Below are 24,475 nucleotides of genomic sequence, written 5' to 3'. Positions count from 1 at the left end.
CCGTGTGCGGCACTCAGCTCAGGCAGGCCGACCGTCGGCGTGCATACTTCTAAGGAAGAGGTGGGCGTCGTGTCCGGCTGCCGACAATCACCCGTTCGGATCCAGCAGGAAGTGTTCATGACGAAGCTGTCCGTAGTAGTTCCCTGCTACAACGAAGAAGCGGTCATCGACAGCTTCGATACCGAGATCCGCAGGGTTCTGGACTCCCTCCCCGTCGAGTACGAGGTCTGCTACGTCGACGACGGCAGTCGGGACGGCACCCTCGGCAAGCTGCGCAAGATCGCGGCCGAGTACGGCGACCAGACCCGCTACGTCTCCTTCAGCCGCAATTTCGGCAAGGAAGCGGGCATGCTCGCGGGCCTCCGCGAGGCCACCGGCGACGCCGTCGTGATCATGGACGCGGACCTCCAGCACCCGCCGGACCTCATCGCCACGATGCTGGAGTACTACCGCCAGGGCCACGACCAGATCATCGCCCGGCGCACCCGCGAGGGCGACAAGAAGCTGCGCTCCGCCCTGAGCCGGATGTACTACCGGGGCATCAACCGCTGGGTCGACGTGGAGCTGACCGACGGCGTCGGTGACTTCCGGCTGCTGTCCCGTCCGGCCGTGGACGCGCTGCTCGCGCTGCCCGAGTACAACCGGTTCTCCAAGGGCCTCTTCTCGTGGATCGGCTTCGACACCGTCCACTTCGACTACCAGAACGCCCAGCGCGAGGCGGGCGAGACGAAGTGGAAGTTCGGGTCCCTGCTGAACTACGGCATGGACGGCCTGATCTCCTTCAACAACCGGCCGCTGCGGATCGGGATCTGGGCGGGCGTGTCGCTGGTCGCGCTGACCGCCGTGTACGCCCTGTGGATCACCGTGATGGCCATCACGCACGGCATCGACTCGCCCGGTTACGTCACGCTCGTCGCGATCATCGTCGGCATCGGCGGCGTTCAGATGATCATGCTGGGGCTGATCGGCGAGTACATCGGGCGCATCTACTACGAGACCAAGCGCCGCCCGCACTTCCTCGTCAAGGAGTCGCACGGCGTGGCCGTGGAGCCGCCCCGCATGACGGCCCCCGTGGCTCCTGCGGCGCCCGCCGTGGCCGCGGCTCCCGCCGACCAGGACGCCCGATGAAGAGCCAGCTCGGCCAGATCCTCCGCTTCGGCCTCGTCGGCGCGGTGAACACCGGCACCTTCTACGTCCTGTACCTGCTGCTGCACCCGCACATGCCGTACTTCGCCGCCTACTCGCTGGCCTTCGTGCTGGCGATGGTCGGCTCGTTCTTCATGAACACGTACTTCACCTACCGGACCAAGCCCACCTGGAAGAAGTTCTTCCTCTTCCCGCTGACGAACATCACCAACTACGTGATCCAGTCCGTGGGCCTGATCCTCCTGGTGAACTGGATCGGCATGAACGAGAAGATCGCGCCGCTCGTCGCCGCGGTCGTCGCCATCCCCTTCACGTATCTGATCTCCCGCCGCATCCTGGTCCCCGGCGCCGTCGCCGGCGCCGCCGCCGGGGCCCCGGACGGCGATCCGGAGGGCGGCCCGGAGGGTACGGAGCCCACGGCGTCCACGGTCTGAAACCCCAGGGCGCGTCCCCGAGCCCACCCCGTAGATTGAGGCCCGTACATCAGGCAAGGGGCAAGGGGACAGACGTGTCAGCGGCAAGGCAGGGCGTGACCGACGCCCGCAGGATCGTGGTCAAGGTCGGCTCCTCCTCGCTCACCACCGCCGAAGGCGGGCTGGACGCCGACCGGGTGGACGCCCTGGTCGACGTACTCGCCAAGGCGCGCAGCGGCGGCGAGAAGGAGATCGTGCTGGTCTCCAGCGGCGCCATCGCCGCCGGGCTCTCCCCGCTCGGACTGCGCCGCCGCCCCAAGGACCTGGCCCGCCAGCAGGCCGCCGCCAGCGTCGGCCAGGGCCTCCTCGTCGCCCGCTACACCGCCTCCTTCGCGCGCTACGGCGTCCGCGTCGGCCAGGTGCTGCTCACCACCGACGACACCAGCAGGCGCGCGCACTACCGCAACGCCTACCGGACCCTGGACCAGCTCCTCGCCATGGGGGCGCTGCCCGTCGTCAACGAGAACGACACCGTCGCCACCGACGAGATCCGCTTCGGCGACAACGACCGGCTCGCCGCGCTCGTCGCCCACCTGGTCCGCGCGGACCTCCTCGTACTGCTGTCCGACGTGGACGGGCTCTACGACGGCGACCCGTCGCTCCCCGGCACCTCCCGCATCGACGAGGTCCGCGGCCCCGCCGACATCGAACACGTCACCATCGGCAGCACGGGCAAGGCGGGCGTGGGCACCGGCGGCATGGTCACCAAGGTCGAGGCCGCCCGGATCGCCGCGGCCGCGGGCATCCCCGTGGTCCTGACCTCCGCCAGCCAGGCCGCCGACGCCCTCGCGGGCGGCGCCACCGGCACCCACTTCCACGCCACCGGCCGCCGCTCCACCGACCGGCTGCTGTGGCTCCAGCACGCCTCGGCGCCCCAGGGCCACCTGGTCCTCGACGACGGCGCGGTCCGCGCGGTCACCGAACGCCACAGCTCACTGCTGCCCGCGGGCATCGCCTCCGTCGCCGGGGACTTCATCGCGGGCGACCCGGTGGAGCTGCGGGACGCCCGGGGCCACGCGGTCGCCCGCGGCCTGGTCAACTTCGACGCCAAGGAGCTGCCGCTGCTGCTGGGCCGCTCCACCAAGGAACTGGCCCGCGAACTGGGCCCGGAGTACGAGCGCGAGGTCGTCCACCGGGACGATCTGGTCCTGCTCCAGGACTGAGACCGCAGGACTGAGGTTGGGCAAAACCACCGCGCGGCCGGTCGGGGACTGGTCAACTGTGAAGGTCGGACACGCGGAGCGCGCAGACAGGAGGCGGCTGGTGAGACGAGCGCTGACCAGCGTCGGCTCGGGGAACTGCGACGGGGCGGGCAGGGGCGCCGGTAGCGGCGGCGAGCCCGACGACGCGCGGCTGTGGCACATCACCCTGAGCGTCTCCGGCAAGCCCGTCCCCCTGCCCGAGGTCCGGCGCGGGCTGGAGCAGCTGGCCCACGACCACCCCTTCCTGCTCACCAGCCGGTACGCCGACGACCACGCGGAGATCCGGTACTGGGAGGAGGCCCGCGACCTCCACGACGCGGCCGCCGTGGCCCTGCGGCTATGGGGCGAGCACCGCTCGTCCGCGAAGCTCCCGGCCTGGGAGATCGTCGGCCTGGAGGTCATCGACCGCGCCACCTACCACCAACGAGTGGCCGAAGGCTACGGCCCCCCGCCGGCCCACCCGGTAGGCGTCCACCCGTACTGACCCACCGGGAAGCCGTCCAGCCCCGCCGGAGGCGTCCCCAGGCCCGCGTGGGGCATTCCCGGCCCCGCCGAACGCATTCCCAGCCCCGCTGGGGCATTCCCGGCCCCGCCGAACGCATTCCCAGCCCCGCTGGGGCATTCCCGGCCCCGCCGGAGATCCCCAGCCTCGCCGGCGTTTGAGGCGCCCCGGCGGAGCCGAGAGGTCCGGCCGCGCATAGCCAGCCCCGCCGGGCGGCGCTGGAGGTCAGCTGGGCGAGGCTGGGGATGCTCTGGTCGGGGCCGGAGTTGCCCAGGGCAGAGGCAGAGGCAGAGGCAGAGGCACGGGCAGATGCACCCCCCCCGCGCCGCCCCAACCGCCCCGTCTCGCGGGGTGGAACCCCGGCCGTCCCCCCGCCCCCGGGGACTACCCTGCACGCATGACCTCGCTCAACGACGCCACCCCCACCGGCCCCGCCACCGTCACCGCCACAGCGACCCGCGCCCGCACGGCGGCGGCCGTCATCGCCCCGCTCCCGCGGTCCGCCAAGGACACCGCGCTGCTGGCGATCGCGGACGCCCTGGAGGCCCGTACCGCCGAGATCATCGAGGCCAACGCCGTAGACACCGCGAAGGCCGCCGCGTCCGGCACCAGCGAGACCGTCATCGACCGCCTCACCCTCACCGCGGAGCGCATCCGCGCCATCGCCTCCGACGTCCGCGACGTCGCGGCCCTGCCCGACCCCGTCGGCGAGGTCGTCCGCGGCTCGACCCTCCCCAACGGCATCGACCTGCGCCAGATCCGCGTCCCGCTCGGCGTCGTCGGCATCATCTACGAGGCCCGCCCCAACGTCACCGTCGACGCAGCGGCCCTCTGCCTCAAGTCCGGCAACGCGGTCCTCCTGCGCGGCAGCTCCTCCGCCTACGCCTCCAACACCGCCCTCGTCGCCATCCTGCGCGACGCGGTCGAGGGCGCGGGGCTGCCCGCCGACGCGATCCAGCTGGTCCCCGGCGAGAGCCGCGACTCCGTCCGCGAGCTGATGCGCGCCCGCGGCCTCGTCGACGTCCTCATCCCGCGCGGCGGCGCCTCCCTCATCAAGACGGTCGTCGAGGAGTCCATCGTCCCGGTCATCGAGACCGGCACCGGCAACTGCCACGTCTACGTCGACGCGCAGGCCGACCTCGCCATGGCGGTGAACATCCTCGTCAACTCCAAGGCGCAGCGGCCCTCCGTCTGCAACTCCGCCGAGACGCTGCTGGTCCACCGGGACATCGCCGCGGCCTTCCTCCCGCTGGCGCTGGACGCGCTCGCGGACGCGGGGGTGACCGTGCACGGCGATGCCGAGGTGCTCTCGTACGCCGAGGAGTCCAAGGTGACCGCGCTGCCCGCCACCGACGAGGACTGGGCCGCCGAGTACCTCTCCTACGACATCGCCGCCGGGGTCGTGGACTCCCTCGACGACGCCGTCGCCCACATCCGCCGCTGGACCTCCGGTCACACCGAGGCGATCGTCACCACCTCGCAGGCCGCCGCCCGCCGTTTCACCCAGCTGGTCGACTCGACCACGGTCGCCGTGAACGCGTCCACGAGGTTCACCGACGGTGGTCAGTTCGGATTCGGCGCGGAGATCGGCATCTCCACCCAGAAGCTGCACGCCCGGGGCCCGATGGGCCTTCCGGAGCTGACGTCCACCAAGTACATCGTCACCGGCGACGGTCACGTTCGGTAGCCGACGACCCGACTCCGCGTGGCCGGATTTCGGCTTATGCCCTGCCCAAAGCCGTCCCCCAGGTCTACGCTGGGCCTGTGCCGGACGACACGGGGGGCAAGCCGTTCCCGGACGACGGGGAGCCCGACGACGACCGCGGAGGCGCGGATCAGGACTTCGCCTCCGTGGTGTTCGACGAGGACTTCGTCCGGAACGCACGGATCCACGAACCGAGCGCCCTGGAGCGCCAGCGGTCGGCCGACCGGGCCCGCGCCGAGGCGGAGGCCCGCGCGGCCGCCGTCGCGGGCGGCTGGTCCGCGGACGACGAGGCCTTCGAGGGCCATGGCAGCCATCCGTACGGCTACGGGCCCGACGGATACGACGTCGACGAGTACGGGCGCGAATACGCCCACGGCTACGGGTACGGCCCGTACGGGGCCTACGGCGGCTCCCTGCGCCCCTACCGCGGCCGCTCCCGGTGGCTGCGGCCCGTCGCGTGGGTGCTCGCCGTCGTGATGGGCATCGGGATGGTCACGCTCGCTTTCAGCGCCGTGTACCGGAGCGCCGCGGGCGATCGCGACCCGGCCCCGCACCCCGCTCCGGCCCCCGCCAGTACCCCACTGACGGAAGTCACCGGGTCCGGCGAGTTTACGCACCCCGTCGGCCGCCAACCCTGAAGGTACGACCCCTCTCACGCGCGACCGGTTGCGGCGCGCATCCGAGCAGGGGGCTTCTCTGAAGCGGGGACAGCGGGGAGAAGCGATGGCCGTGCCAGGAGACCCACCCGACGGCACCCCCGAGGGCATCGGCGGGGGCGAGGACGAATTCCGGCCGGACGAGTACCGGTCGGTGGTGTTCGACGAGGACTTCGTCCGGGCTGCCCGGCTCCAGGAGTTCTCCGCCGAGGAACGCATGGGCGAGCACGCGCGGGCCGTGCGCAGCCGCTCCATGTGGTCCTCGGGCGCGCCGCGGACCCACACGAGCACCCCGAGCCGGGCCGCGCGCCAGGGCGCGATGCTGGTCCTGCTCATCGCCATGGCCTTCGGGGCGGCCGTCTACCTGGGCCTGCGCAATCCGTACGTCGCCCCAGCCCAGGGACACGCCCAGCCGCTCGGCGCCGTCGTGGTCCCGCTGGCCCCCACCACCACCGTCACCGGCGGCAAGCCCACCGACCTGTACGCGAAGAGCCCGGCCGCCGAATACCGGGTCGGCGCGGCCGGGATCACCCTGCCCGCGGTACGCCGCACCCAGCACTTCGCCGAGTCCCAGGTGCTCGCCGCCCTGGCCATCGCCAAGGACTACCTGGTCCAGTCCTCGCTGGACCCGGACGTCCTGGGAGCCGTCGCCTCCCGGCCGGTGCGGGTGCTGCTGGACCCCGACCTGCTGGCCCAGTTCGACCACAGCATGAGCGCCCCCTCCGGTGACGGGCGGCACGCGGCCACCGGCTGGCTGGTCCGCTTCGACCCGGGCACCGCCGTACTGGCTGACTCCCGGGTACGGGTCAGCGGCACGCTGGGCTTCGAGGAGGTGTCCGCGGATGTCCTGGAGGTCACCACCGACCACACCTTCGTCTACGCCGTGCGCCCGGCCGTCGCCGGGCCCGCCCTCGACAGCGCCTCGCTCTTCACGGTCCGGCGCGAGCTGCGCATGCGCTTCGACCGCGAGGACCTCGCCGCCCACCGGGCGGAACTGCTGTCGGCCTACGTGATGGCCGGGCCGCAGGACTGCTCCGCCGACCCGGCTCCGGGCTTCCGGCCGCTCCTCGCGGGGGCGGCCCCGACGACGGTGGGCCCGGCCGCCAGCGACCCGTACGCCAGCGGCACCCCGCGCCGGGCCTCCGGTCTGTGCGGGGTCCTGGCATCCCCGGCCGCCGCCCCGGCCACGACGCCGCCCGACCCCGCCCCACCGGCCGACCCCGCGGCCGCGGTCAGCCCTGGTCCGTAGCCCCGCCCTTGCCGTCTCCGGAGCTGTCCTTGCCGTCCGTGGAGCCGGTCGTGCCGTCCGGGGTGCCGTCCGGAGCGCCGCCCGGCGTGGTCGTGGTGCCCGTCGCACCCGTGAACTTGTCGCGCAGCTTGCCGCCCAGGTCTCCCGCACCGCCCGCGATGTCCCCGACGAGCTTCATCAGCGGGTCCTTGCTGGTGCGTACCGAATCGGCGTAGTGCGCGGCGGACTGCCGGAAGGAGTCGGACACCGAGGTGTCCTTGTCCTCCTCGCGGCGCGGATAGTGACCGGCCATGATCCGCTGGAATTCGCGGCTCTCGCCCCACTTCTTCAGCTCGGCGGCCCGCACCGTGGTGAAGGGGTGCGTCCGCGGCAGCACATTGAGGATCTTCAGGACCGAGTCGCGCAGGTCACCGCTCGACTCGTACTCCTCGGCCTGGGCGAGGAAGGCGTCCACATTCATCTCGTGCAGATGATTGCCGCCCGCGATCTTCATCAGGCCGCGCATCGAGGCCCGTACGTCCTGCCCGACCAGCAGCCCGGCCCGGTCCGCCGACAGCTCCGACTTGCGGAACCACTCGCGCAGCGCGGTGACGATCGCCATGATCGCCACATTGCCCAGCGGGATCCACGCGACCTTCAGCGCCAGGTTCGTCAGGAACAGCAGGATCGTGCGGTACACGGAGTGCCCCGACAGCGCGTGGCCCACCTCGTGACCCACGACCGCCCGCATCTCCTCCTCGTCCAGCAGCTCGACCAGGCCCGTGGTGACCACGATGATCGGCTCGTCCAGCCCGATGCACATGGCATTGGGCTTCGGGTCCTGCTGGACGTACATCTGCGGGACCTTCTCCAGGTCCAGGATGTAACAGGCGTCGAGCAGCATCGCGTGCAGGTGCGGGAACTGGGTCTCGCCCACGCGCACCGAGTCCGACAGGAACAGCAGCCGCAGGCTGCGCTCCGGCAGCAGCCCGCTGAGCGCCTTGAAGACGGCGTCGAAACCGCTCAGCCTGCGCAGGGCCACCAGGGCCGAGCGGTCCGCCGGATGTTCGTACGCCCGCGACGAAATGCCCGGGAACCTCCTGCGGTCCCGCGCCGGTGCCTTCTCGAATGCGGTGCCGTCAGTCATCGCGCTTCCCCCTCGATCCACTGCTGTGACGTGTGTCCATCCTCTCCAACGCCTGAGTCGGCGTGAGCGTGCCCCGGGGCCCCGCTTACGATGTGAGCGAAGTCTCCGCCCGCACCCCGACTCGATAGGTAACCAGCCTGATGAGCCTCTCCTCCACCGCCCACGACCTGGTCCTCCTCGCCTCCGAGGGCGCCGGTGAGCACGGCGGCAGCCACGACAGTCTCAACCCGTACCTGACCGGCGGCGGCGCCTTCTGCCTGCTGCTCCTCATGCTCTGGGTGACCACCCGCCTGAACCGCGACCGCTAGCCGATCCCGCGTCGTCGCGAGCCCGTCGCGCAGGTGCTCGAATCCGGGTCCTGGCCGCGCCACCGGGCCAGTAGGCTCTGCGCTCATGGGAGAGCAGGAAATGCCTACCGGCCCGGTCAAGCGCCGGCTCGGTGTGATGGGCGGGACATTCGACCCGATCCACCACGGACACCTGGTGGCCGCCAGCGAAGTGGCCGCCCTTTTCCACCTCGACGAGGTGATCTTCGTACCGACGGGCGAACCGTGGCAGAAGTCGCACGGGGCGGTGTCGGCCGCCGAGGACCGTTACCTGATGACGGTCATCGCCACGGCGTCGAACCCGCAGTTCTCGGTCAGCCGCATCGACATCGACCGCGGTGGCCCGACGTACACCATCGACACCCTCAGGGACCTGCGTGCGCGCAACGACGACGCGGACCTGTTCTTCATCACCGGTGCCGACGCCCTCGCGCAGATCCTGACCTGGCGCAACGCCGAGGAGCTCTTCGCCCTCGCCCACTTCATCGGGGTCACCCGTCCGGGGCACGTGCTGACCGACGACGGCCTGCCCAAGGGCGGGGTCTCCCTGGTGGAGGTGCCCGCGCTGGCCATCTCGTCCACGGACTGCCGCGCGCGGGTGGTCCAGGGTGATCCGGTCTGGTATTTGGTGCCGGACGGTGTGGTGCGCTATATCGACAAGCGTGAGCTGTACCGGGGAGCCTGAGCTTCCGCTTCCGCAGAGAGGGGCCCCGCGGTGAACGACCGACAGGAGCCGTACGACCCGTACGCCGGCCAGGAGCAGCAGCTCATCGGCTACGACGCGTACGGGCAGCCGGTGTACGGCCCGGTGCCTGCTCAGGAGCAGTACCAGCAGTACGACTACCAGGGCTACGACCAGCGGCACCAGCAACAACAGCAGCAGTACTACTACCAGCAGCAGCAGCAGCAACAGCAGCAGCAGACGCAGCAGTGGATCCCGCAGCAGAGCGTCCCCGAGCAGGCGACGGCCCCCGAGCCGGCTCCCGCTCCCGCGCCTGATCCGGCCCCCGGTCCGGCGGTCGCGCAGGTCCCCGAACCGCGCCGGGCCGACGAATACCACACCGCGCAGTTCGCCTTCATCGACCAGCCGGACGAGGACTCCGAGGACGTCATCGACTGGCTCGCGTTCACCGAGAGCCGCACCGAACGCCGCGAGGAGGCCCGCCGCCGGGGCAAGAACCGGGTGGTGGCGCTGATCGTCGTCCTCGCCCTGTTCGTCGTCGGCGGCCTCGGCTACCTCTGGTACGCGGGCGGCCTGCCGTTCCTCGACGGGCCCCAGAAGGCCAAGGGCGCCGCGGCCCCCACCGGGCCGCAGAAGCGCGACATGATCGTCGTGCACCTGCACAACACCAAGCGGGGCGGCACCTCCACGGCCCTGCTCGTCGACAACGTCACCACCAAGCAGGGCGCGACCGTCCTGCTGCCCAACACCCTCACCGTGCCCAAGGACGACGGCACCTCCACCGGACTCGGCAAGTCCGTCGAGGAGGACGGCCTCGGAGGCACCCGCGAGGCCCTCGACTCCATGCTCGGCACCCGTATCGGCGGCACCTGGCGGCTGGACACCCCCTTCCTGGAGCGGCTCGTCGAGCTGGTCGGCGGGATCGAGGTCGACACGGACGCCGCCGTCCCCGCCGACGACCAGGTCAAGACCCCGGCCGTCGGCCAGGGCGCGAAGCAGACCCTGAGCGGCCCCATGGCCGTCGCCTACGCCACCTACCGTGGCCAGGGCGAACCGGAGGCCAAGCAGCTGGAGCGCTTCGGCAAGGTCCTGTACGCCGTGCTGCGCAAGATGCCCAGCGACCCGGCCGCGGCCACCGTCACCGTCGAGACGCTCACCCAGATCCTGGACCCGTCGCTGAACGAGAAGGCCCTCGGCAGCTCCCTCGCCAAGCTCGCCGAGCACGCCAAGGCCGGCGACTACCGCACCGAGGTGCTCCCGGTGAAGCCCGACGGCGCCCTCACCGACGACGCCAACAAGAAGGTGGTCAGGGAGGTCCTCGGCGGCACCGTGACCGCCCCGAAGCCCGGCACGGCCCCCCGCGTGGGCCTGCGGGACGCCTCCGGCAGCGAGAAGACCCAGCTCGCGGCCAAGGCGGCCCTGCAGAACGGCGGCTACGACTTCGTGGACGGCGGCAAGGCGCCGGCGACCCAGTCCGCGTCGCAGATCACCTACGAGGACGACGCCCAGAAGGCGAAGGCGGTCGACGTGGCCAAGACCCTGGGACTGCCCGAAACGGTGGTCAAGAAGGCCGAGAACGCGGTGAACGCGGACGTCGTGGTCACCCTGGGCAAGGACTACAAGGCTCTCTGACCCCCGGCGGAACCCCTCTGACCAGCAATTCCGCCCGCGCCACGGCTTTGGCGCGGGCGGTGTCGGCGGTACATGAGACCCTTGTAAGGATCTGCCCGCCGACCCGAAAGCATGGCCAGTGACCGCCACGGACCGCTCCATCGAGCTCATCACCGCCGCCGCCCAGGCCGCGGCCGACCGGCTCGCGCACGACATCATCGCGTACGACGTCAGCGATGTGCTGTCGATCACCGATGCCTTCCTGCTCGCATCGGCGCCCAACGACCGCCAGGTCAAGTCGATCGTCGACGAGATCGAGGAGAAGCTCCAGAAGGAGCTGGGCGTCAAGCCGGTGCGCCGCGAGGGCGACCGCGACGCCCGCTGGATCCTGCTCGACTACATCGACATCGTCGTCCACGTGCAGCACAGCGAAGAGCGCGTCTTCTACGCGCTGGAGCGCCTGTGGAAGGACTGCCCCGAGATCGACCTGCCCGAGGACGCCAAGCTCACCAAGGGCAAGGCCGACGAGTACGCCGCTCTGCGTGCCACGCAGAGCGACGACGAACTGGACGGTGATCTGTTCTGAGCACGATCGACACTGGCAAGGGCGCCAGCACCGGCAGGGAGAAGCACACGGGCCGCAAGATCGTCCTGTGGCGGCACGGCCAGACCGCCTGGAACCTGGAGCGCCGCTTCCAGGGCTCCACGGACATCGAGCTCACCGAGGCCGGTGTGGCGCAGGCGCGCCGCGCCGCCCGGCTGCTCGCCTCTCTGCAACCGGAGGCCATTGTGGCCTCCGACCTCCAGCGCGCGGCGGCCACGGCCGCCGAACTGGCCGCGATCACAGGCCTGCCCGTCGAGCACGACGCCGCGCTGCGCGAGACGTACGCGGGCGCCTGGCAGGGCCTGACGCATGAGGAAATCCTGGAGAAGTACGGCGAGCAGTACGCGGCGTGGAAGCGCGGCGAGGCCGTGCGGCGGGGCGGCGGCGAGCTGGAGACCGAGGTCGCCGACCGGGCGGCCCCCCTGGTCCTCAAGCACGTGGACCGGCTCAGCGAGGGCGGCACGCTGGTCGTGGTCAGCCACGGCGGCACCATCCGCACCACCATCGGTCGGCTGCTCGGCCTGGAGTCCTTCTACTGGGAGGGCCTCGGCGGGCTCTCCAACTGCTGCTGGTCGGTGCTCGGTGAGGGCGCCCGGGGCTGGCGGCTGATGGAGCACAATGCGGGCACACTGCCCGAACCGGTGCTCGGCGACGACGTCTGACGCCTCCCCGGCGGCCCACCGGCCCGGATTTCACTTTCCGGCTGGTCGCAGGCTAGAGTTCTTCTTGTTCGCAGCGCAGAACACCGGAAACGGGGGGAGCGCCGCGGAGAGCGGGGCTATAGCTCAGTTGGTAGAGCGCCTGCATGGCATGCAGGAGGTCTGGAGTTCAATTCTCCATAGCTCCACAATCAGGATCCCGTCCCCAACAGGGGGCGGGATCCTTGGTTTTGTCCCTGCTGCCCCGCAGGTCACCGGCATGGCAGAATCGGACGGCCGGAGGGGAGCGGGGCGGCCCCTGGCGGGAGGGAGTCGCTGACGGATGGGTGCACACCGGCGCCGGTGCGACTGGTGCAACAACGGCACGCCGATCGTGCGGGACATGGACCCGGTCAATCCCGACTACCAGTACTGGTGCGAGGAATGCGCGCGGGCGCTGGTCATAAAAGGCGACCCGATCGAGACGTACCGGGAGCTGGAGGGGGAGCCGATCTATGGCCGGCTGCTCGACGATCACTGCACGCTCAAGCGCTTCTACCAGTTCGCGAGGGCGTGAGCCGAGGCCCTGGGCGGCGGACCTCGGAGCGTCCGGATCCGGCCGGAAACCGATTTTTGGACCAGGGCCAACACCGTGTAATGTTTGGGACGTCGCCAAGGGAAACCGCGAGGAACACCGGGGCGGCGGGCAGTACCAGCAGTACAGCAAGGGGCTATAGCTCAGTTGGTAGAGCGCCTGCATGGCATGCAGGAGGTCTGGAGTTCAATTCTCCATAGCTCCACAGTGAAGAAGCGGGGCACCCGGATCGGGTGGCCCGCTTCTCGTCGTACCCGGTGTGCGCTCCACGACGCCGCCCGGCCCGCGTTCCGTACGGCCGACGTCCCTGTACCGCCGAGCGGCCGTCCCGCGCTCCCGGAGGCGGCGGCCGTCCCGCGCTCCGTACGGCCGAGCGGCCGTCGGGGCCGCTGCGGTACCCTGGCGCCATGCGTGCCGTACGCCTTCTGCTTACCGAGCCGCGCTGAACAGAGCCGACCTTCGAGACGGTCGGCATCGGCGCGGCGCCCCCTCCTGTGCGAGGGGTTTTTTCGTTTGGGCAGGCAGAGACGGCAGAGACGATCGATGGAGCTTCAGAAAACATGAGCGAGACGAACACCGGGGCCCCCGAGGCGGCCGAGGCGCACCGCTACACGGCCGCCATGGCCGCCGACATCGAGGCACGCTGGCAGGACGCATGGGACGCGGAGGGGACCTACGAGGCCCCGAACCCGACCGGTGACCTGGCCGGGGACCCGGCCGTGGTCGCGCGTCCGAAGAAGTTCATCATGGACATGTTCCCGTACCCCTCCGGCGCGGGCCTGCACGTCGGCCACCCGCTGGGGTACATCGCTACCGACGTCTTCGCCCGTCACCAGCGGATGACCGGCCACAACGTCCTGCACACCCTTGGCTTCGACGCCTTCGGCCTGCCCGCCGAGCAGTACGCCGTGCAGACCGGCACGCACCCACGCGTGTCGACCGAGGCGAACATCGAGAACATGAAGGTCCAGCTGCGCAGGCTGGGCCTGGGCCACGACAAGCGCCGGTCCTTCGCCACGATCGACCCGGACTACTACAAGTGGACCCAGTGGATCTTCCTGCAGATCTACAACTCCTGGTACGACACCGAGGCGAAGACGGCCCGCCCGATCGCCGAGCTGGTCGCCGCCTTCGAGGACGGCTCCCGTGAGGTTCCCGGCGGCCGTTCCTGGGCCGCGCTGACCGCGGGCGAGCGGGCCGACGTGCTGAACGAGTACCGGCTGGCGTACGCCTCGGACGCGCCCGTCAACTGGTGCCCCGGGCTGGGCACCGTACTGGCCAACGAGGAAGTCACCGCCGACGGCCGGTCCGAGCGCGGCAACTTCCCCGTCTTCAAGGCCAAGCTGAGCCAGTGGAACATGCGGATCACCGCCTACGCGGACCGCCTGCTGGACGACCTGGACGCGCTGGACTGGCCCGAGGCCATCAAGCTGCAGCAGCGGAACTGGATCGGGCGCAGCGAAGGCGCGCGCGTCGACTTCTCCGTCGGCGGCGCCGGTGCGATCACCGTCTTCACCACCCGCCCCGACACTCTGTTCGGCGCCACCTACATGGTGCTGGCCCCGGAGCACGAGCTGGTCTCCGCCATCGTCCCGGCCGCCTGGCCCGAGGGCACCCACCCCGTGTGGACCGGCGGGCACGCCACCCCGGCCGAGGCCGTCAACGCGTACCGCAAGCAGGCCGCCTCCAAGTCGGACGTCGAGCGCCAGGCGGACGCCAAGGAGAAGACCGGCGTCTTCACCGGCGCGTACGCGGTCAACCCGGTCAGCGGCGACCAGGTTCCGGTCTTCATCGCCGACTACGTGCTGATGGGCTACGGCACCGGCGCGATCATGGCCGTCCCGGCCCACGACACCCGTGACTTCGCCTTCGCGCGCGCCTTCGAGCTGCCGATGCGCTGCGTCGTGCAGCCCTCGGACGGCCGTGGCACCGACCCGGCGGAGTGGGACGACGCGTTCGCCTCGTACGACGCGGCGCTGGTCAACTCGACCGGCGAGGGCCTGTCCCTGGACGGCCTGGGCGTCGTCGACGCCAAGGAGAAGATCACCGACTGGCTGGCCGAGCGCGGCATCGGTGAAGGGACGATCAACTTCCGGCTGCGCGACTGGCTGTTCAGCCGCCAGCGCTACTGGGGCGAGCCCTTCCCGATCGTCTACGACGAGGACGGCGTCGCGCACCCGCTGCCCGAGTCGATGCTGCCGCTGGAGCTGCCCGAGGTCGAGGACTACTCGCCGCGCACCTTCGAGGCCGACGATGCCACCAGCAGGCCGGAGACCCCGCTGTCGCGCAAGGCGGACTGGGTCGACGTCGAGCTGGACCTGGGCCGTGGCGAGGGCGTCAAGCGCTACCGCCGCGAGACCAACACCATGCCGAACTGGGCCGGTTCCTGCTGGTACGAGCTGCGCTACCTGGACCCGAACAACTCCGAGGCGCTGGTCGACCCGGCGATCGAGCAGTACTGGATGGGCCCGCGGGAGGGCCAGCCGCACGGCGGCGTGGACCTGTATGTGGGCGGCGCCGAGCATGCGGTGCTGCACCTGCTGTACGCGCGCTTCTGGGCGAAGGTGCTGTTCGACCTGGGCCACGTGTCCTCGGTCGAGCCGTTCCACAAGCTGTACAACCAGGGCATGATCCAGGCGTACGTCTACCGTGACGCACGCGGCTTCCCGGTCTCGGCGACCGAGGTGGAGGAGCGCGACGGCAGGTTCTTCTTCGAGGGCGAGCCCGTCAAGCGCGAGCTGGGCAAGATGGGCAAGTCCCTGAAGAACGCCGTCACGCCGGACGAGATCTGCGAGGAGTACGGCGCGGACACCCTGCGCCTGTACGAGATGGCGATGGGCCCGCTGGACGTCTCGCGTCCGTGGGACACGCGCGCCGTGGTCGGCCAGTACCGGCTGCTGCAGCGGCTGTGGCGCAACGTCGTGGACGAGGGGTCGGGCGCTGTCACCGTGGTCGACGCGGAGCCCGGCGAGGACACGCTGCGCGTGCTGCACAAGGCGATCGACGGGGCGGGCGCGGACCTGGCGGGGCTGCGGTTCAACACCGCCATCGCCAAGATCACCGAGCTGAACAACGCCCTGACGAAGGCGGGCCGCCCGCTGGAGCGCACGGTCGCCGAGCAGCTGGTGCTGCTGGTCGCGCCGCTGGCCCCGCACATCGCGGAGGAGCTGTGGCACCGCCTGGGCCACACCGACTCGGTGGTCCACCAGGACTTCCCGGTCGCGGACCCGGCGTACGTCGTGGACGAGAGCGTGACCTGCGTGGTCCAGATCAAGGGCAAGGTCAAGGCGCGCCTGGAGGTGCCGCCGACGATCTCCGACGCGGACCTGGAGCGACTGGCGGTGAGCGACGAGGGCGTGGTCGCGGCGCTGGCCGGGGCTGAGATCCGCAAGGTGATCGTGCGTGCGCCGAAGCTGGTGAACATCGTCGTCTGAGGCCGGTGACTGCGGTGAGGTGGCTGGGGTCCGGTGACTGGGGTCCGGCGACTGTGGTGAGGTGGCTGGGGTCTGGTGACTGCGGTCCGGTGACTGCGGTCGGGGCGTCGGCGGGGGCGCTGGTCCCGGCGGTCTAGGGGTTGTCCCGTACGGGCAGGTTGGGGGTTCGATGGGAACCCCTGGCCTGCCCGCTGCGTTTACGGTGGGAGGACGAAGAAGCCGGGTTGGCGAGCAGCCCGTCGTGCAGGGGAAAGGGAACCTCATGGAGGCCGCGTTGATCATCATGGCCCTGATGGTGCTGTTCACCTTCCTGGGGCTGGGCGTGTTCGTCACCGTGAAGGTGGTCGGCGCGGCGAAGCGCGGCGTGGACCGGACGATCACGCAGGCGCGCAGGACCGTCGAGGACACCAGCCTGAAGGCACGCAGCTTCGGTCAGGTCGGGGTGTCCGGAGCGCTCGCCCAGATACGGCTGGACCTGCGGACGTCGATGCGGTCGACGCAGCAGGTGCTCTGCCAGGGCGTGCAATCAGATGCCTCGCTGAAGGAGTCGATCGGCCTGTTCGAGCGGCTCAGCGCCCACGGGCACGAGCTGGACGACGAGCTCAAGCGGCTGGAGCAGGAACCGGACAAGAAGCGGATCGCGGAGCGGCTCCCCGAGCTGCGCGAGCGCACCGACCGCGTCACGCAGGCGGCGGATTCGCTGCGCTGGGCAGCCCGCGACCGGGCCCGCCGGTTCGCGGAGGACGACCTGTCGGTGCTGTCGGCGCAGATCGAGGTCGAGTCGGGGGCGCTGCGCGACTGGTCGCGCGAGTCCGTGGACGACCTGGCTGCGTGGGCGGCGGAGCCTACCCCCGGTGCGGCCTCCGCGCCCGGTGCGGGACCCGCCGCGTCGTCGTCGGCCCCGGGTACGGGTGGGGCCCCTCGCCCGGCCGCGGCTCCGGCGCCCGCGGCGGCGCTGCCGAAGGCTCCGGCGCGGACCGCTTACCCCTGGGAGAAGGCCCCGCGTCCGGAGACGACCGCCTGAGTCGGGCGCGGCGCTGAGGGTGGATGCGCGCTGGGGTTGGGCGTGGCGCTGGGGTCGGGCGCGCGCTGGAGGTTGAGCGTGGCGCCCGGTCGGGCGTGGCGCAGGGGAGGGCGCGGCTCACGCGCGTCCTGAGGCGACCAGCTGCATAGGGCGCGGCTCGGTTCGGGTCGGTGCCGGTTCGGTCGGCATTCGGCTCCGGGGCGGTACCGGACGGTCCCGGCTCGATCCGCGACCGGTCCCGGCTCGGCTTCCGCTCGGTTTCGGGTGGAGGTGGGTGGGGAGGTTCGCCAGGACGCCTCGGCGAGGGTCCTCCGCCGGTACGGTGCCCGTCGGGCGCAGGGGTCCTTCCGCGGACCCCGGTGAGGTGCTGGGCGGGCTCGGACGGGCCGCCGCGGGCTCCGGATCCGGTGGCCGGGCGGACCCGCGGGGCGGACCGGGCTGCCGGACTCGCCTCGCTGCCGGTACCCTCCGGCTCATGTCCCGCCATGTCGCGATCATCACCGATTCCACGGCCTACCTGCCCCAACAGGCGATGGCGCGGCACGGGATCACCTCCGTCCCCCTCACCGTGGTCCTCGGCGACGAGGCCCTCGAAGAGGGCACGGAGATCTCGGCCCGCAGCCTCGCCCTCGCTCTCCAGAAGCGCCGCCCGGTCACCACCTCCCGGCCCAGCCCGGAGGAGTTCGTCCGGGCCTACCGGGCGGCCGCGGACGCCGGCGCGGCCGGCATCGTCAGCCTGCACCTCTCCGCCGAGTTCTCCGGCACCTACGACGCCGCCGTCATGGCAGCCCGGACGGCCCCCGTACCCGTCCGTGTCGTGGACACGGGCATGGTCGCCATGGCGCTCGGCTTCTGCGCCCTCGCCGCCGCCGAGGTCGCGGACGCGGGCGGCTCGGCCGACGAGGCGGTGGCCGCCGCCGAGAAGCGGGCGGCGGACATGTCCGCCTACTTCTACGTCGACACCCTCGACTACCTGCGCCGCGGCGGCCGCATCGGCGCGGCCCAGGCCCTGCTCGGCTCGGCGCTCGCCGTCAAGCCGCTGCTCACGCTGGAGGGCGGGCGGATCGAGATGCTGGAGAAGGTGCGGACGGCGTCCAAGGCCATCGCCCGCCTCGAAGAACTGGCCGTCGAGCGGGCCGGATCGGGCGCTGTGGATGTGGCGGTGCACCACCTCGCCGCCCCCGAACGCGCCCAGAAACTCGCGGAGCGGCTCCGGGAACGCATCCCGGGGCTGGTGGAACTGCACGTCAGCGAGGTGGGCGCGGTGATCGGCGCGCACACCGGGCCAGGGCTGCTGGCGGCGGTCGTCTCGCCCCGCTGATCCCGTGAACCACCCTCAAGGGTGACGGGGTTATCCACAACGGGTGCTCTGTCCACCGGAATTGAGGGCTCCGAACGGGGCCGGGGAATCGTCCCTAACGTCGTCGGTATGACTCTTCGAACGCGTACGTCACCGTCCTCCGGCGCCACGAGCGGCCCGGGCCGTCCCCACGCATCCGACGGCCGCGACAGCGGCCGGATCCGTGGCCGCGTCCGCGGTCGCCCCCACGGCCGCCCACCCGCCCCGCCCTCCCCTGCCCTGCGCCGCCGGGCGGAGCGGCTGGTGAACGGCCCGGGCGCGCGGGAGGCCCCACCGGACGTTCCCTGCGGGGTTCCGGGCGGCGGGAGTCCGGGTGACGACGGGCTGGTGGTCATGGGCGCGGGGGTGCCGGGCGGCGGAAGTCCGGGCGCGGGGGTCCCGCGTGACGGTGTTCCGGACGCCGGGGAGCGGTCGGCGCGGCCGGCCGGGTGGCGGCTCGCGTTGGGCGAGCGGATGCCGGTGTGGGTGCAGGCGCGCTGCGGGCTGGAGACGAAGACGCTGGGGGCCGTGGCGGTGGTGCTGGTGGCCGCCGTGGGGTTCGCCGGACAGCGGTACTGGTCGGCCGGGCCTGAGCCGGTGAGGGCGCCCTCCGTCGTCGCTCCCGCGCCCGCGCTCGCTACGGGGGCGGCCGCACCGCACCCGGCCCCGGCTCAGGCGCGGATCGGGGTCGACGTCGGCGGGAAGGTCAGCGCCCCCGGGATCCGGCGCTTGCCCGCCGGGTCGAGGGTCGAGGACGCGCTGGCCGCCGCCGGGGGAGTGCGGCCGGGCACGGACACCTCGGGGCTCAACCGGGCCCGGGTCCTGATGGACGGCGAGCAGGTGCTGGTCGGTGCCCCGCCACAGAACGGCCCGGGCGGCCCGGGCGCCCCGGGAGGGCCCGGGCCGAGCCCCGGTCCGGTGAGCCTCGCCAGTGCCACGGTCGAGCAATTGGACGGCCTGCCGGGTGTCGGCCCGGTCCTGGCCCGCCACATCGTCGACTACCGCACGGCGCGGGGTGGCTTCCGCTCCGTGGAGGAGCTCCGCCAGGTCAACGGCATCGGGGAGCGGCGGTTCGCGGATCTGCGCGCCTTGGTGCGGCTGTGAGCCGCCCCGGGACGGGTGCGGACCCCGACCCGAGCGGGGCCGGTGGGCCCCAGGCTCCGGGCGACTCCGTAGAGCCGCGTCGGCCGGGTGGCCCGGGTGGGCGCGGGGATCGGGCGGGGGTGACGGACCTGCGGCTCGTGGGGCCCGCGCTCGCCCTCTGGGTGGCCGCCGCGCTCGCGCTCGATACCCCGGCCGCGTGGAGCGCGGCGGGGGCCGGGCTGGGGGTGGTGGGCGCCGGAGTGCTGGTGCTGGTGGCGTGCCGACGGCGCGAACCCCGGTGGACGATCGGCACGGCGGTCGCGGCGGCCCTGCTCTGCGCGGCCACCGGAGCCACGGTGGGCGCCTTGCACCGGGCGGAGGCCCGGGCGGGTCCGGTGGTCGGGCTCGCGCGGCAGCACGCCCTGGTCACGGCCGAGCTGACGGTCGGCTCCGACCCCCGGCGGGCCGGAGCCGGGAGCGGGCCGCCGGTGGTGCTCCTGGACGCGGAGGTGACCCGGGTGACCGGTCCGGAGGGTGCGCGGACCCGGGTGGCGACGCCGGTCCTGGTGATGGCGCGGGACCCGGGCTGGGTGCGGCTGCTGCCCTCGACCCGGGTGCGGGTGGAGGGGCGGCTGGCCCCGGCGCGGGACGGCGAGCGGGCGGTGGCCCTGCTGAACCCGGCGGGGGAGGGGCCGCCCCGGGTGACCGGCGGCCCGGACCTCGCGCAGCGCGTAGCGGGGCGGCTGCGCCAAGGCCTGCGCGAGGCCACCGAAGGGCTCGCGCCGGACGCGCGGGCGCTGTTGCCGGGCCTGGTGGTCGGAGACACCTCCCGGGTGCCGGTCGATCTCCACGAAGCCTTCCGCGCCACCGACCTCCTGCACCTGCTGGCGGTGTCCGGCTCCAACCTCACCGTCGTCCTGTTCCTGCTGATCGGTCCCGCGGCCACGGCGCAGCACGCCGAGCGGCGCGGGCTGGCTCCCCGGCTGGGGCTCTCGTTGCGCGGGACGGCCCTGTGCGGGGCGGCCTTGATCCTGGCCTTCGTAGTGGTCTGCCGACCCGAGCCGAGCGTGCTGCGGGCCGCCGCGTGCGGTGCGGTCACCCTGCTGGCCCTCGCCACCGGGCGGCGCAGGTCGCTGATCCCGGCCCTGGCCGCCGCGGTCGTCCTGCTGGTGCTCAACGACCCCTGGCTCGCGCGGAGCTACGGCTTCCTGCTGTCCGTCCTGGCCACCGGGGCCCTGCTGATCCTCGGGCCCCGCTGGAGCGCGGCCCTGCGGCGGCGCGGGGTGCCGAACCGGCTCGCCGAGGCGCTGGCCGCCGCCGCGGCCGCGCAGGCGGTGTGCTCCCCGGTGGTGGCGGTGCTCGCGGCCCGGGTGAGCCTGGTGGCGGTGCCGTGCAATCTGCTGGCCGAGCTGGCGGCGGGCCCGGCCACGGTGCTGGGCTTCGCCGCGCTGGGGGTGGCGCCGGTGTGGATGGCGGGCGCGCGGGCGCTGGCCTGGTGCGCCGGGGTGCCCGCCGGGTGGATCGCCTCGGTGGCCCGCACGGGTGCGGGGCTCCCGGGGGCGGAGCTGTCCTGGCCCGGCGGGGTCACCGGTGGCCTGCTGCTGGCGGGGGTGACGCTGGGCGTCGTAGGGCTGGCGGCGCGGCTGGGCCGGTACCGCTGGGCCTGCGCGGCCACGGCGCTGGTGCTGCTGCTCGCCCTGCTGCGGCCCCCGCAGCTGACCCGGACGCTGACCGGCTGGCCGCCGCCGGGGTGGCGCTACGCGCAGTGCGCCGTGGGCCAGGGGGATGCCGGAGTCCTCGCCGCCGGTCCGGGAACGGCGGTGGTCGTGGACACCGGCCCGGAACCGGGGCCGGTGGACGGGTGCCTGCGGGCCCTGGGGGTACGGCGGGTGCCGTTGTTGCTTCTGACACATTTTCACGCCGACCACGTGGGCGGACTGGCCGGAGTGCTGCGGGGGCGGACCGTCGGGGTGATCCAGACCACCACGCTGGCGCAGCCGCCGGGCCAGGCGGAGTTCGTCCGCCGTACCGCGGCCGCCGCCGGGATCGGGGTGGAGGAGGCCCGTGCCGGGGAGCGGCGCCGGATCGGCCCGCTGTCGTGGGAGGTGCTCTGGCCGCCGCCCGCCGGGCCGGGCGCGGGCCCGCCGCCCGACGGGCCGAACGACGCCAGTGTGGCACTGCTGGTGGACAGCGCGGGGCTGCGTCTGCTCCTGCTGGGCGACCTCGAACCGGCCGCCCAGCGGCAGCTGCTGAGAGACCGTCCGGACCTGGGTCCCGTGGACGTCCTCAAGGTCGCCCACCACGGATCCGCCCACCAGGACCCCGCACTGCAGGAACGGATCGCACCGCGGATCGCGATCGTTCCCGTCGGCGCCGGGAACCGTTACGGTCACCCCGCGAAGGAAACGCTCGCACGGCTGCGGGAGTCGGGGGCGGCCGTACTGCGCACCGATACCGACGGTTCGGTGGCGGTCACGGGAGCGGGCCCCGGGCTACGGGCGTTTCCAGCCGGGCGCCGACGGAGGAGGCGGGCGCATACCGGGTGCGAGTGTTCTGTTTGCCCGCAACCCAACCGCATGATCGAATGCGTTTTCGCCAGACCGAATCAAGTCCACACAGCACGGGGGTGCATCAACCATGTTCAGTCGCAGACGGGGTATGGAGACGGGCGCGGGCGCGGGCCCGCCCGGATCGGCGACGCTGACGCTGCCGCCGATGGCGGGCCTGCTCAGTTACCGGGTCCTCGACACCGTCCACCAGCCGGTCCGCCAAGCCCGGTTCGAGGTGACCGATCCGATCGGCCGACGGATCGTCAGCGGGGAGACCGACCCCTATGGCGGGTTCACGGCCGCCGTACCGGAGGGGGAGTACCGACTGGCCGTCACGGCCGAGGGCTACGCGCCGTACCACGGGGCGACGATCGTGGCCGTGGGCGAAGGGCCGCGGCAGGGCCCGGGGGAGATCGTCCTCGACGCGGTCGAGCCGCCGCTGCTGCCGCGCCCGGGGCACTGGGAGCTGGACCCCGCGCACTCCTCCGTCGGTTTCACGGCCCGGCACATCGGCCTGGCCCGGATCCACGGCCGGTTCAACACCTTCGCCGGAGCGGTGCGCATAGCCGACCGGATGGAGGACTCGTCCATGCACGTGATCATGGACGCGGCGAGTATCGACACCGGAGTCCGGCTGCGCGACGACCACCTGCGCTCGGCGGACTTCCTGGACGCGCAGCGCCACCCGACGGTGGAGTTCTACAGCGAACGGTTCATCCACCGAAGCGGCACCCACTGGGCCGTCGCGGGCGCTCTGACCCTGCACGGGGTCAGCCGCTCGGTCACCCTGGACGCCCAGTACCTGGGGGTGGGCACGGGCCTGGAGGGCGAGACCCGCGCCGCCTGCCGCGCCACGGCCGAGCTCCAGCGCGAGGACTTCACGCTGAACTGGCAGTCGCTGGCCCACGGCGTCGCGGCGATCGGCATGAGCGTGGAGGTCAAGCTGGACGTACAGATCGTGCACAAGGCCTGATCGGGCCCGTAGTCCGTAGCCCGTAGCGCCCGTAGGGGGCCTGTAGCCCACCGCCCACCGACGGGCGCCCAGGGCCCCTGCTCGAGGCCGGAGCACCGAGACCGGGCTACGGGCTACGGCCGGTGGGCTACGGGTCCGGGCTACGGGGCTTCGAGCCAGCCGTCGTAGTCGGCGGCGAGGCCGTCCAGTGCCGTGGCGTCGAGGAGTTCCCTCGGGTCCTCGACGACGACGAGCCACTGGGCGTCCTCGGCGTCGTCCTCGCCCGCCAGGGCGTCGCGGACCAGCTGCGGTTCCTCGGGCAGCCCGAAGCGGTCGACCAGCTCCCGGGCCACCTCGTCGGCGGCGTCGCGGTCGGGCAGGACCAGTACGTGTCGTGCGTTCACCGGACCATTCTCCGGTATGCGGGGCGCGGCGCTGTCGGTGCGGCGTGGGATGCTGGAGCCGATGGCCACCAGGAAGAACTCAACCGACGATCCGCTCGCCCCACTCACCCTCGCGGTGGGTCAGGAGGACCTGCTCCTCGACCGTGTGGTGCGCGAGGTGGTGACGGCGGCCCGGGCCGCCGACGCCGACACCGACGTGCGCGACCTCGCGTCCGAGCAGCTCCAGCCCGGCACACTGGCCGAGCTGACGAGCCCCTCGCTCTTCTCCGAGCGCAAGGTCCTGGTCGTGCGCAACGCGCACGACCTGTCGGCGGACACGATCAAGGAAGTCAAGGCGTACCTCGCCGCGCCGTACGAGGAGATCGTCCTCGTGCTGCTGCACGCGGGCGGCGTCAAGGGCAAGGGGCTGCTGGACGCGGCCCGCAAGGCGGGTGCCCGGGAGATCGCCTGCCCGAAGATGACGAAGGCGGCGGACCGGCTGTCGTTCGTACGGGGAGAGTTCCGCACCCTGGGCCGGTCCGCCACGCCCGAGGCGTGCCAGACGCTGGTCGACGCGATCGGCAGCGATCTGCGGGAGCTGGCGAGTGCCGCGGCCCAGCTGTGCGCGGACGTCGAGGGCACGATCGACGAGGCCGTGGTCGGCCGCTACTACACCGGCCGGGCGGAGGCCTCCAGCTTCACCGTCGCCGACCGGGCGGTCGAGGGCCGGGCGGCGGAGGCCCTCGAAGCACTGCGCTGGTCCCTGTCCACCGGGGTCGCGCCGGTCCTCATCACCAGCGCCCTGGCCCAGGCGGTCCGGGCCATCGGCAAGCTGGCCTCGGCCCCCCGCGGCGCCCGACCCGGCGATCTCGCGAGGGACCTCGGGATGCCGCCGTGGAAGATCGACCGGGTGCGGCAGCAGATGCGGGGCTGGTCGGCGGACGCCGTCTCCGACGCCCTGCGCGCGGTCGCGCTGGCCGACGCGGGGGTCAAGGGCGGCGGCGACGACGCGGCGTACGCCCTGGAGAAGGCGGTCGTCGCGGTGGCCCGCGCGGCCCGCCCCCACCAGCCCGCCCGCTGACCCCACCAGCCACACAGGGCCCGTGCCGACCCCACCAGCGCCGACTGCCCCCGCCGTGGCCGGGTCCCTCGCCGAACCCGACTCCGCCAGCCCCGGCAGCGGACCCGGCCGGGTC

General features: G+C 72.5%; 21 protein-coding genes, 2 tRNA genes and 1 pseudogene. 22 read left to right on the top strand and 2 right to left on the bottom strand.

The window, feature by feature from the left end; all coding sequences use genetic code 11:
* Window positions 1-117 precede the first annotated feature (117 nt).
* From QMF80_RS28355 to QMF80_RS28325, 7 genes are all read left to right on the top strand, one after another.
* A complete protein-coding gene (locus QMF80_RS28355; RefSeq protein ID WP_283458349.1) occupies window positions 118-1,128 on the top strand; it encodes a glycosyltransferase family 2 protein in 1,011 nt (336 codons plus the stop codon).
* Window positions 1,125-1,580, top strand: coding sequence for a GtrA family protein (locus QMF80_RS28350; protein WP_283458347.1), 456 nt, complete (start codon window positions 1,125-1,127; stop codon window positions 1,578-1,580). The genes QMF80_RS28355 and QMF80_RS28350 overlap by 4 nt, the downstream gene beginning before the upstream one ends.
* A gap of 74 nt (window positions 1,581-1,654) precedes the next feature.
* On the top strand, window positions 1,655-2,782 hold the full coding sequence (proB, locus tag QMF80_RS28345; protein ID WP_283458345.1) for a glutamate 5-kinase: 1,128 nt from the start codon (window positions 1,655-1,657) through the stop codon (window positions 2,780-2,782).
* 58 nt (window positions 2,783-2,840) lie between these two features.
* Window positions 2,841-3,305 (top strand): DUF8830 family protein, encoded by a 465-nt coding sequence (locus tag QMF80_RS28340; RefSeq protein ID WP_502962944.1) that lies wholly within the window; start codon window positions 2,841-2,843, stop codon window positions 3,303-3,305.
* A gap of 415 nt (window positions 3,306-3,720) precedes the next feature.
* Window positions 3,721-5,010: a glutamate-5-semialdehyde dehydrogenase gene (locus tag QMF80_RS28335; protein WP_283458343.1), complete on the top strand. Its 1,290-nt coding sequence runs from the start codon at window positions 3,721-3,723 to the stop codon at window positions 5,008-5,010.
* A gap of 77 nt (window positions 5,011-5,087) precedes the next feature.
* Window positions 5,088-5,666, top strand: a complete 579-nt coding sequence (locus QMF80_RS28330; RefSeq protein ID WP_283458341.1) for an SCO2584 family spore wall biosynthesis protein — start codon at window positions 5,088-5,090, stop codon at window positions 5,664-5,666.
* Window positions 5,667-5,751: 85 nt separating this feature from the next.
* A complete protein-coding gene (locus tag QMF80_RS28325; protein WP_283458339.1) occupies window positions 5,752-6,933 on the top strand; it encodes an SCO2583 family membrane protein in 1,182 nt (393 codons plus the stop codon).
* Here QMF80_RS28325 and QMF80_RS28320 read toward each other — a convergent pair.
* Window positions 6,917-8,059, bottom strand: coding sequence for a M48 family metallopeptidase (locus tag QMF80_RS28320; protein ID WP_283458337.1), 1,143 nt, complete (start codon window positions 8,057-8,059; stop codon window positions 6,917-6,919). The genes QMF80_RS28325 and QMF80_RS28320 overlap by 17 nt on opposite strands.
* 140 nt (window positions 8,060-8,199) lie before the next feature.
* Here QMF80_RS28320 and QMF80_RS28315 point away from each other — a divergent pair, with 140 nt between their 5' ends.
* The 14 genes and pseudogenes from QMF80_RS28315 to QMF80_RS28250 all read left to right on the top strand — a co-directional run bounded on the left by QMF80_RS28315 (window position 8,200) and on the right by QMF80_RS28250 (window position 22,917).
* Complete coding sequence (locus QMF80_RS28315; protein ID WP_283458335.1) at window positions 8,200-8,367, top strand: hypothetical protein; 168 nt, start codon at window positions 8,200-8,202, stop codon at window positions 8,365-8,367.
* Window positions 8,368-8,452: 85 nt separating this feature from the next.
* Window positions 8,453-9,070: a nicotinate-nucleotide adenylyltransferase gene (gene nadD / locus QMF80_RS28310; RefSeq protein WP_283458333.1), complete on the top strand. Its 618-nt coding sequence runs from the start codon at window positions 8,453-8,455 to the stop codon at window positions 9,068-9,070.
* A gap of 30 nt (window positions 9,071-9,100) precedes the next feature.
* Window positions 9,101-10,699: an LCP family protein gene (locus QMF80_RS28305; RefSeq protein ID WP_283458331.1), complete on the top strand. Its 1,599-nt coding sequence runs from the start codon at window positions 9,101-9,103 to the stop codon at window positions 10,697-10,699.
* Window positions 10,700-10,817: 118 nt separating this feature from the next.
* Window positions 10,818-11,264 carry a ribosome silencing factor gene (gene rsfS / locus QMF80_RS28300; protein WP_283458328.1) on the top strand — a complete coding sequence of 149 codons (447 nt, stop codon included), beginning with the start codon at window positions 10,818-10,820 and terminating at the stop codon, window positions 11,262-11,264.
* A gap of 5 nt (window positions 11,265-11,269) precedes the next feature.
* On the top strand, window positions 11,270-11,944 hold the full coding sequence (locus tag QMF80_RS28295) for a histidine phosphatase family protein (RefSeq protein ID WP_502962945.1): 675 nt from the start codon (window positions 11,270-11,272) through the stop codon (window positions 11,942-11,944).
* A 112-nt stretch (window positions 11,945-12,056) separates the two neighbouring features.
* Window positions 12,057-12,129 (top strand) — tRNA-Ala (locus QMF80_RS28290).
* 134 nt (window positions 12,130-12,263) lie between these two features.
* A complete protein-coding gene (locus QMF80_RS28285) occupies window positions 12,264-12,497 on the top strand; it encodes a hypothetical protein (protein ID WP_283458326.1) in 234 nt (77 codons plus the stop codon).
* A 150-nt stretch (window positions 12,498-12,647) separates the two neighbouring features.
* Window positions 12,648-12,720, top strand: a tRNA-Ala gene (locus QMF80_RS28280).
* Between the two features lie 355 nt (window positions 12,721-13,075).
* Complete coding sequence (gene leuS, locus QMF80_RS28275; protein ID WP_283458324.1) at window positions 13,076-15,949, top strand: leucine--tRNA ligase; 2,874 nt, start codon at window positions 13,076-13,078, stop codon at window positions 15,947-15,949.
* 262 nt (window positions 15,950-16,211) lie between these two features.
* The gene (locus QMF80_RS28270) at window positions 16,212-16,973 is read left to right on the top strand and encodes a hypothetical protein (RefSeq protein ID WP_283458322.1); all 762 of its coding nucleotides are present in this window, start codon (window positions 16,212-16,214) and stop codon (window positions 16,971-16,973) included.
* Window positions 16,974-17,448: 475 nt separating this feature from the next.
* Entirely contained in the window at window positions 17,449-18,294 is an 846-nt protein-coding gene (locus tag QMF80_RS28265) for a DegV family protein (RefSeq protein WP_283458321.1), read from the top strand.
* A gap of 108 nt (window positions 18,295-18,402) precedes the next feature.
* The gene (locus tag QMF80_RS28260) at window positions 18,403-19,416 is read left to right on the top strand and encodes a ComEA family DNA-binding protein (RefSeq protein ID WP_283458319.1); all 1,014 of its coding nucleotides are present in this window, start codon (window positions 18,403-18,405) and stop codon (window positions 19,414-19,416) included.
* Window positions 19,413-21,896, top strand: a pseudogene (locus tag QMF80_RS28255) (ComEC/Rec2 family competence protein); the annotation flags it as partial. The gene QMF80_RS28260 and the pseudogene QMF80_RS28255, both read left to right, overlap by 4 nt.
* A gap of 136 nt (window positions 21,897-22,032) precedes the next feature.
* The gene (locus QMF80_RS28250; RefSeq protein WP_502962943.1) at window positions 22,033-22,917 is read left to right on the top strand and encodes a YceI family protein; all 885 of its coding nucleotides are present in this window, start codon (window positions 22,033-22,035) and stop codon (window positions 22,915-22,917) included.
* Window positions 22,918-23,057: 140 nt separating this feature from the next.
* Here the strand turns inward: QMF80_RS28250 and QMF80_RS28245 are convergent, their stop codons facing one another.
* Window positions 23,058-23,300 (bottom strand): hypothetical protein, encoded by a 243-nt coding sequence (locus tag QMF80_RS28245; RefSeq protein ID WP_283458317.1) that lies wholly within the window; start codon window positions 23,298-23,300, stop codon window positions 23,058-23,060.
* 61 nt (window positions 23,301-23,361) lie between these two features.
* Between QMF80_RS28245 and holA the strand changes: the two genes are divergently transcribed.
* Complete coding sequence (holA, locus tag QMF80_RS28240) at window positions 23,362-24,360, top strand: DNA polymerase III subunit delta (RefSeq protein ID WP_283458316.1); 999 nt, start codon at window positions 23,362-23,364, stop codon at window positions 24,358-24,360.
* Window positions 24,361-24,475: the final 115 nt, after the last annotated feature.

The sequence above is a fragment of the Streptomyces sp. G-G2 genome (assembly GCF_030063135.1).
Taxonomy (GTDB): Bacteria; Actinomycetota; Actinomycetes; order Streptomycetales; family Streptomycetaceae; genus Streptomyces.
This window is presented reverse-complemented; position numbering and strand designations above follow the sequence as displayed.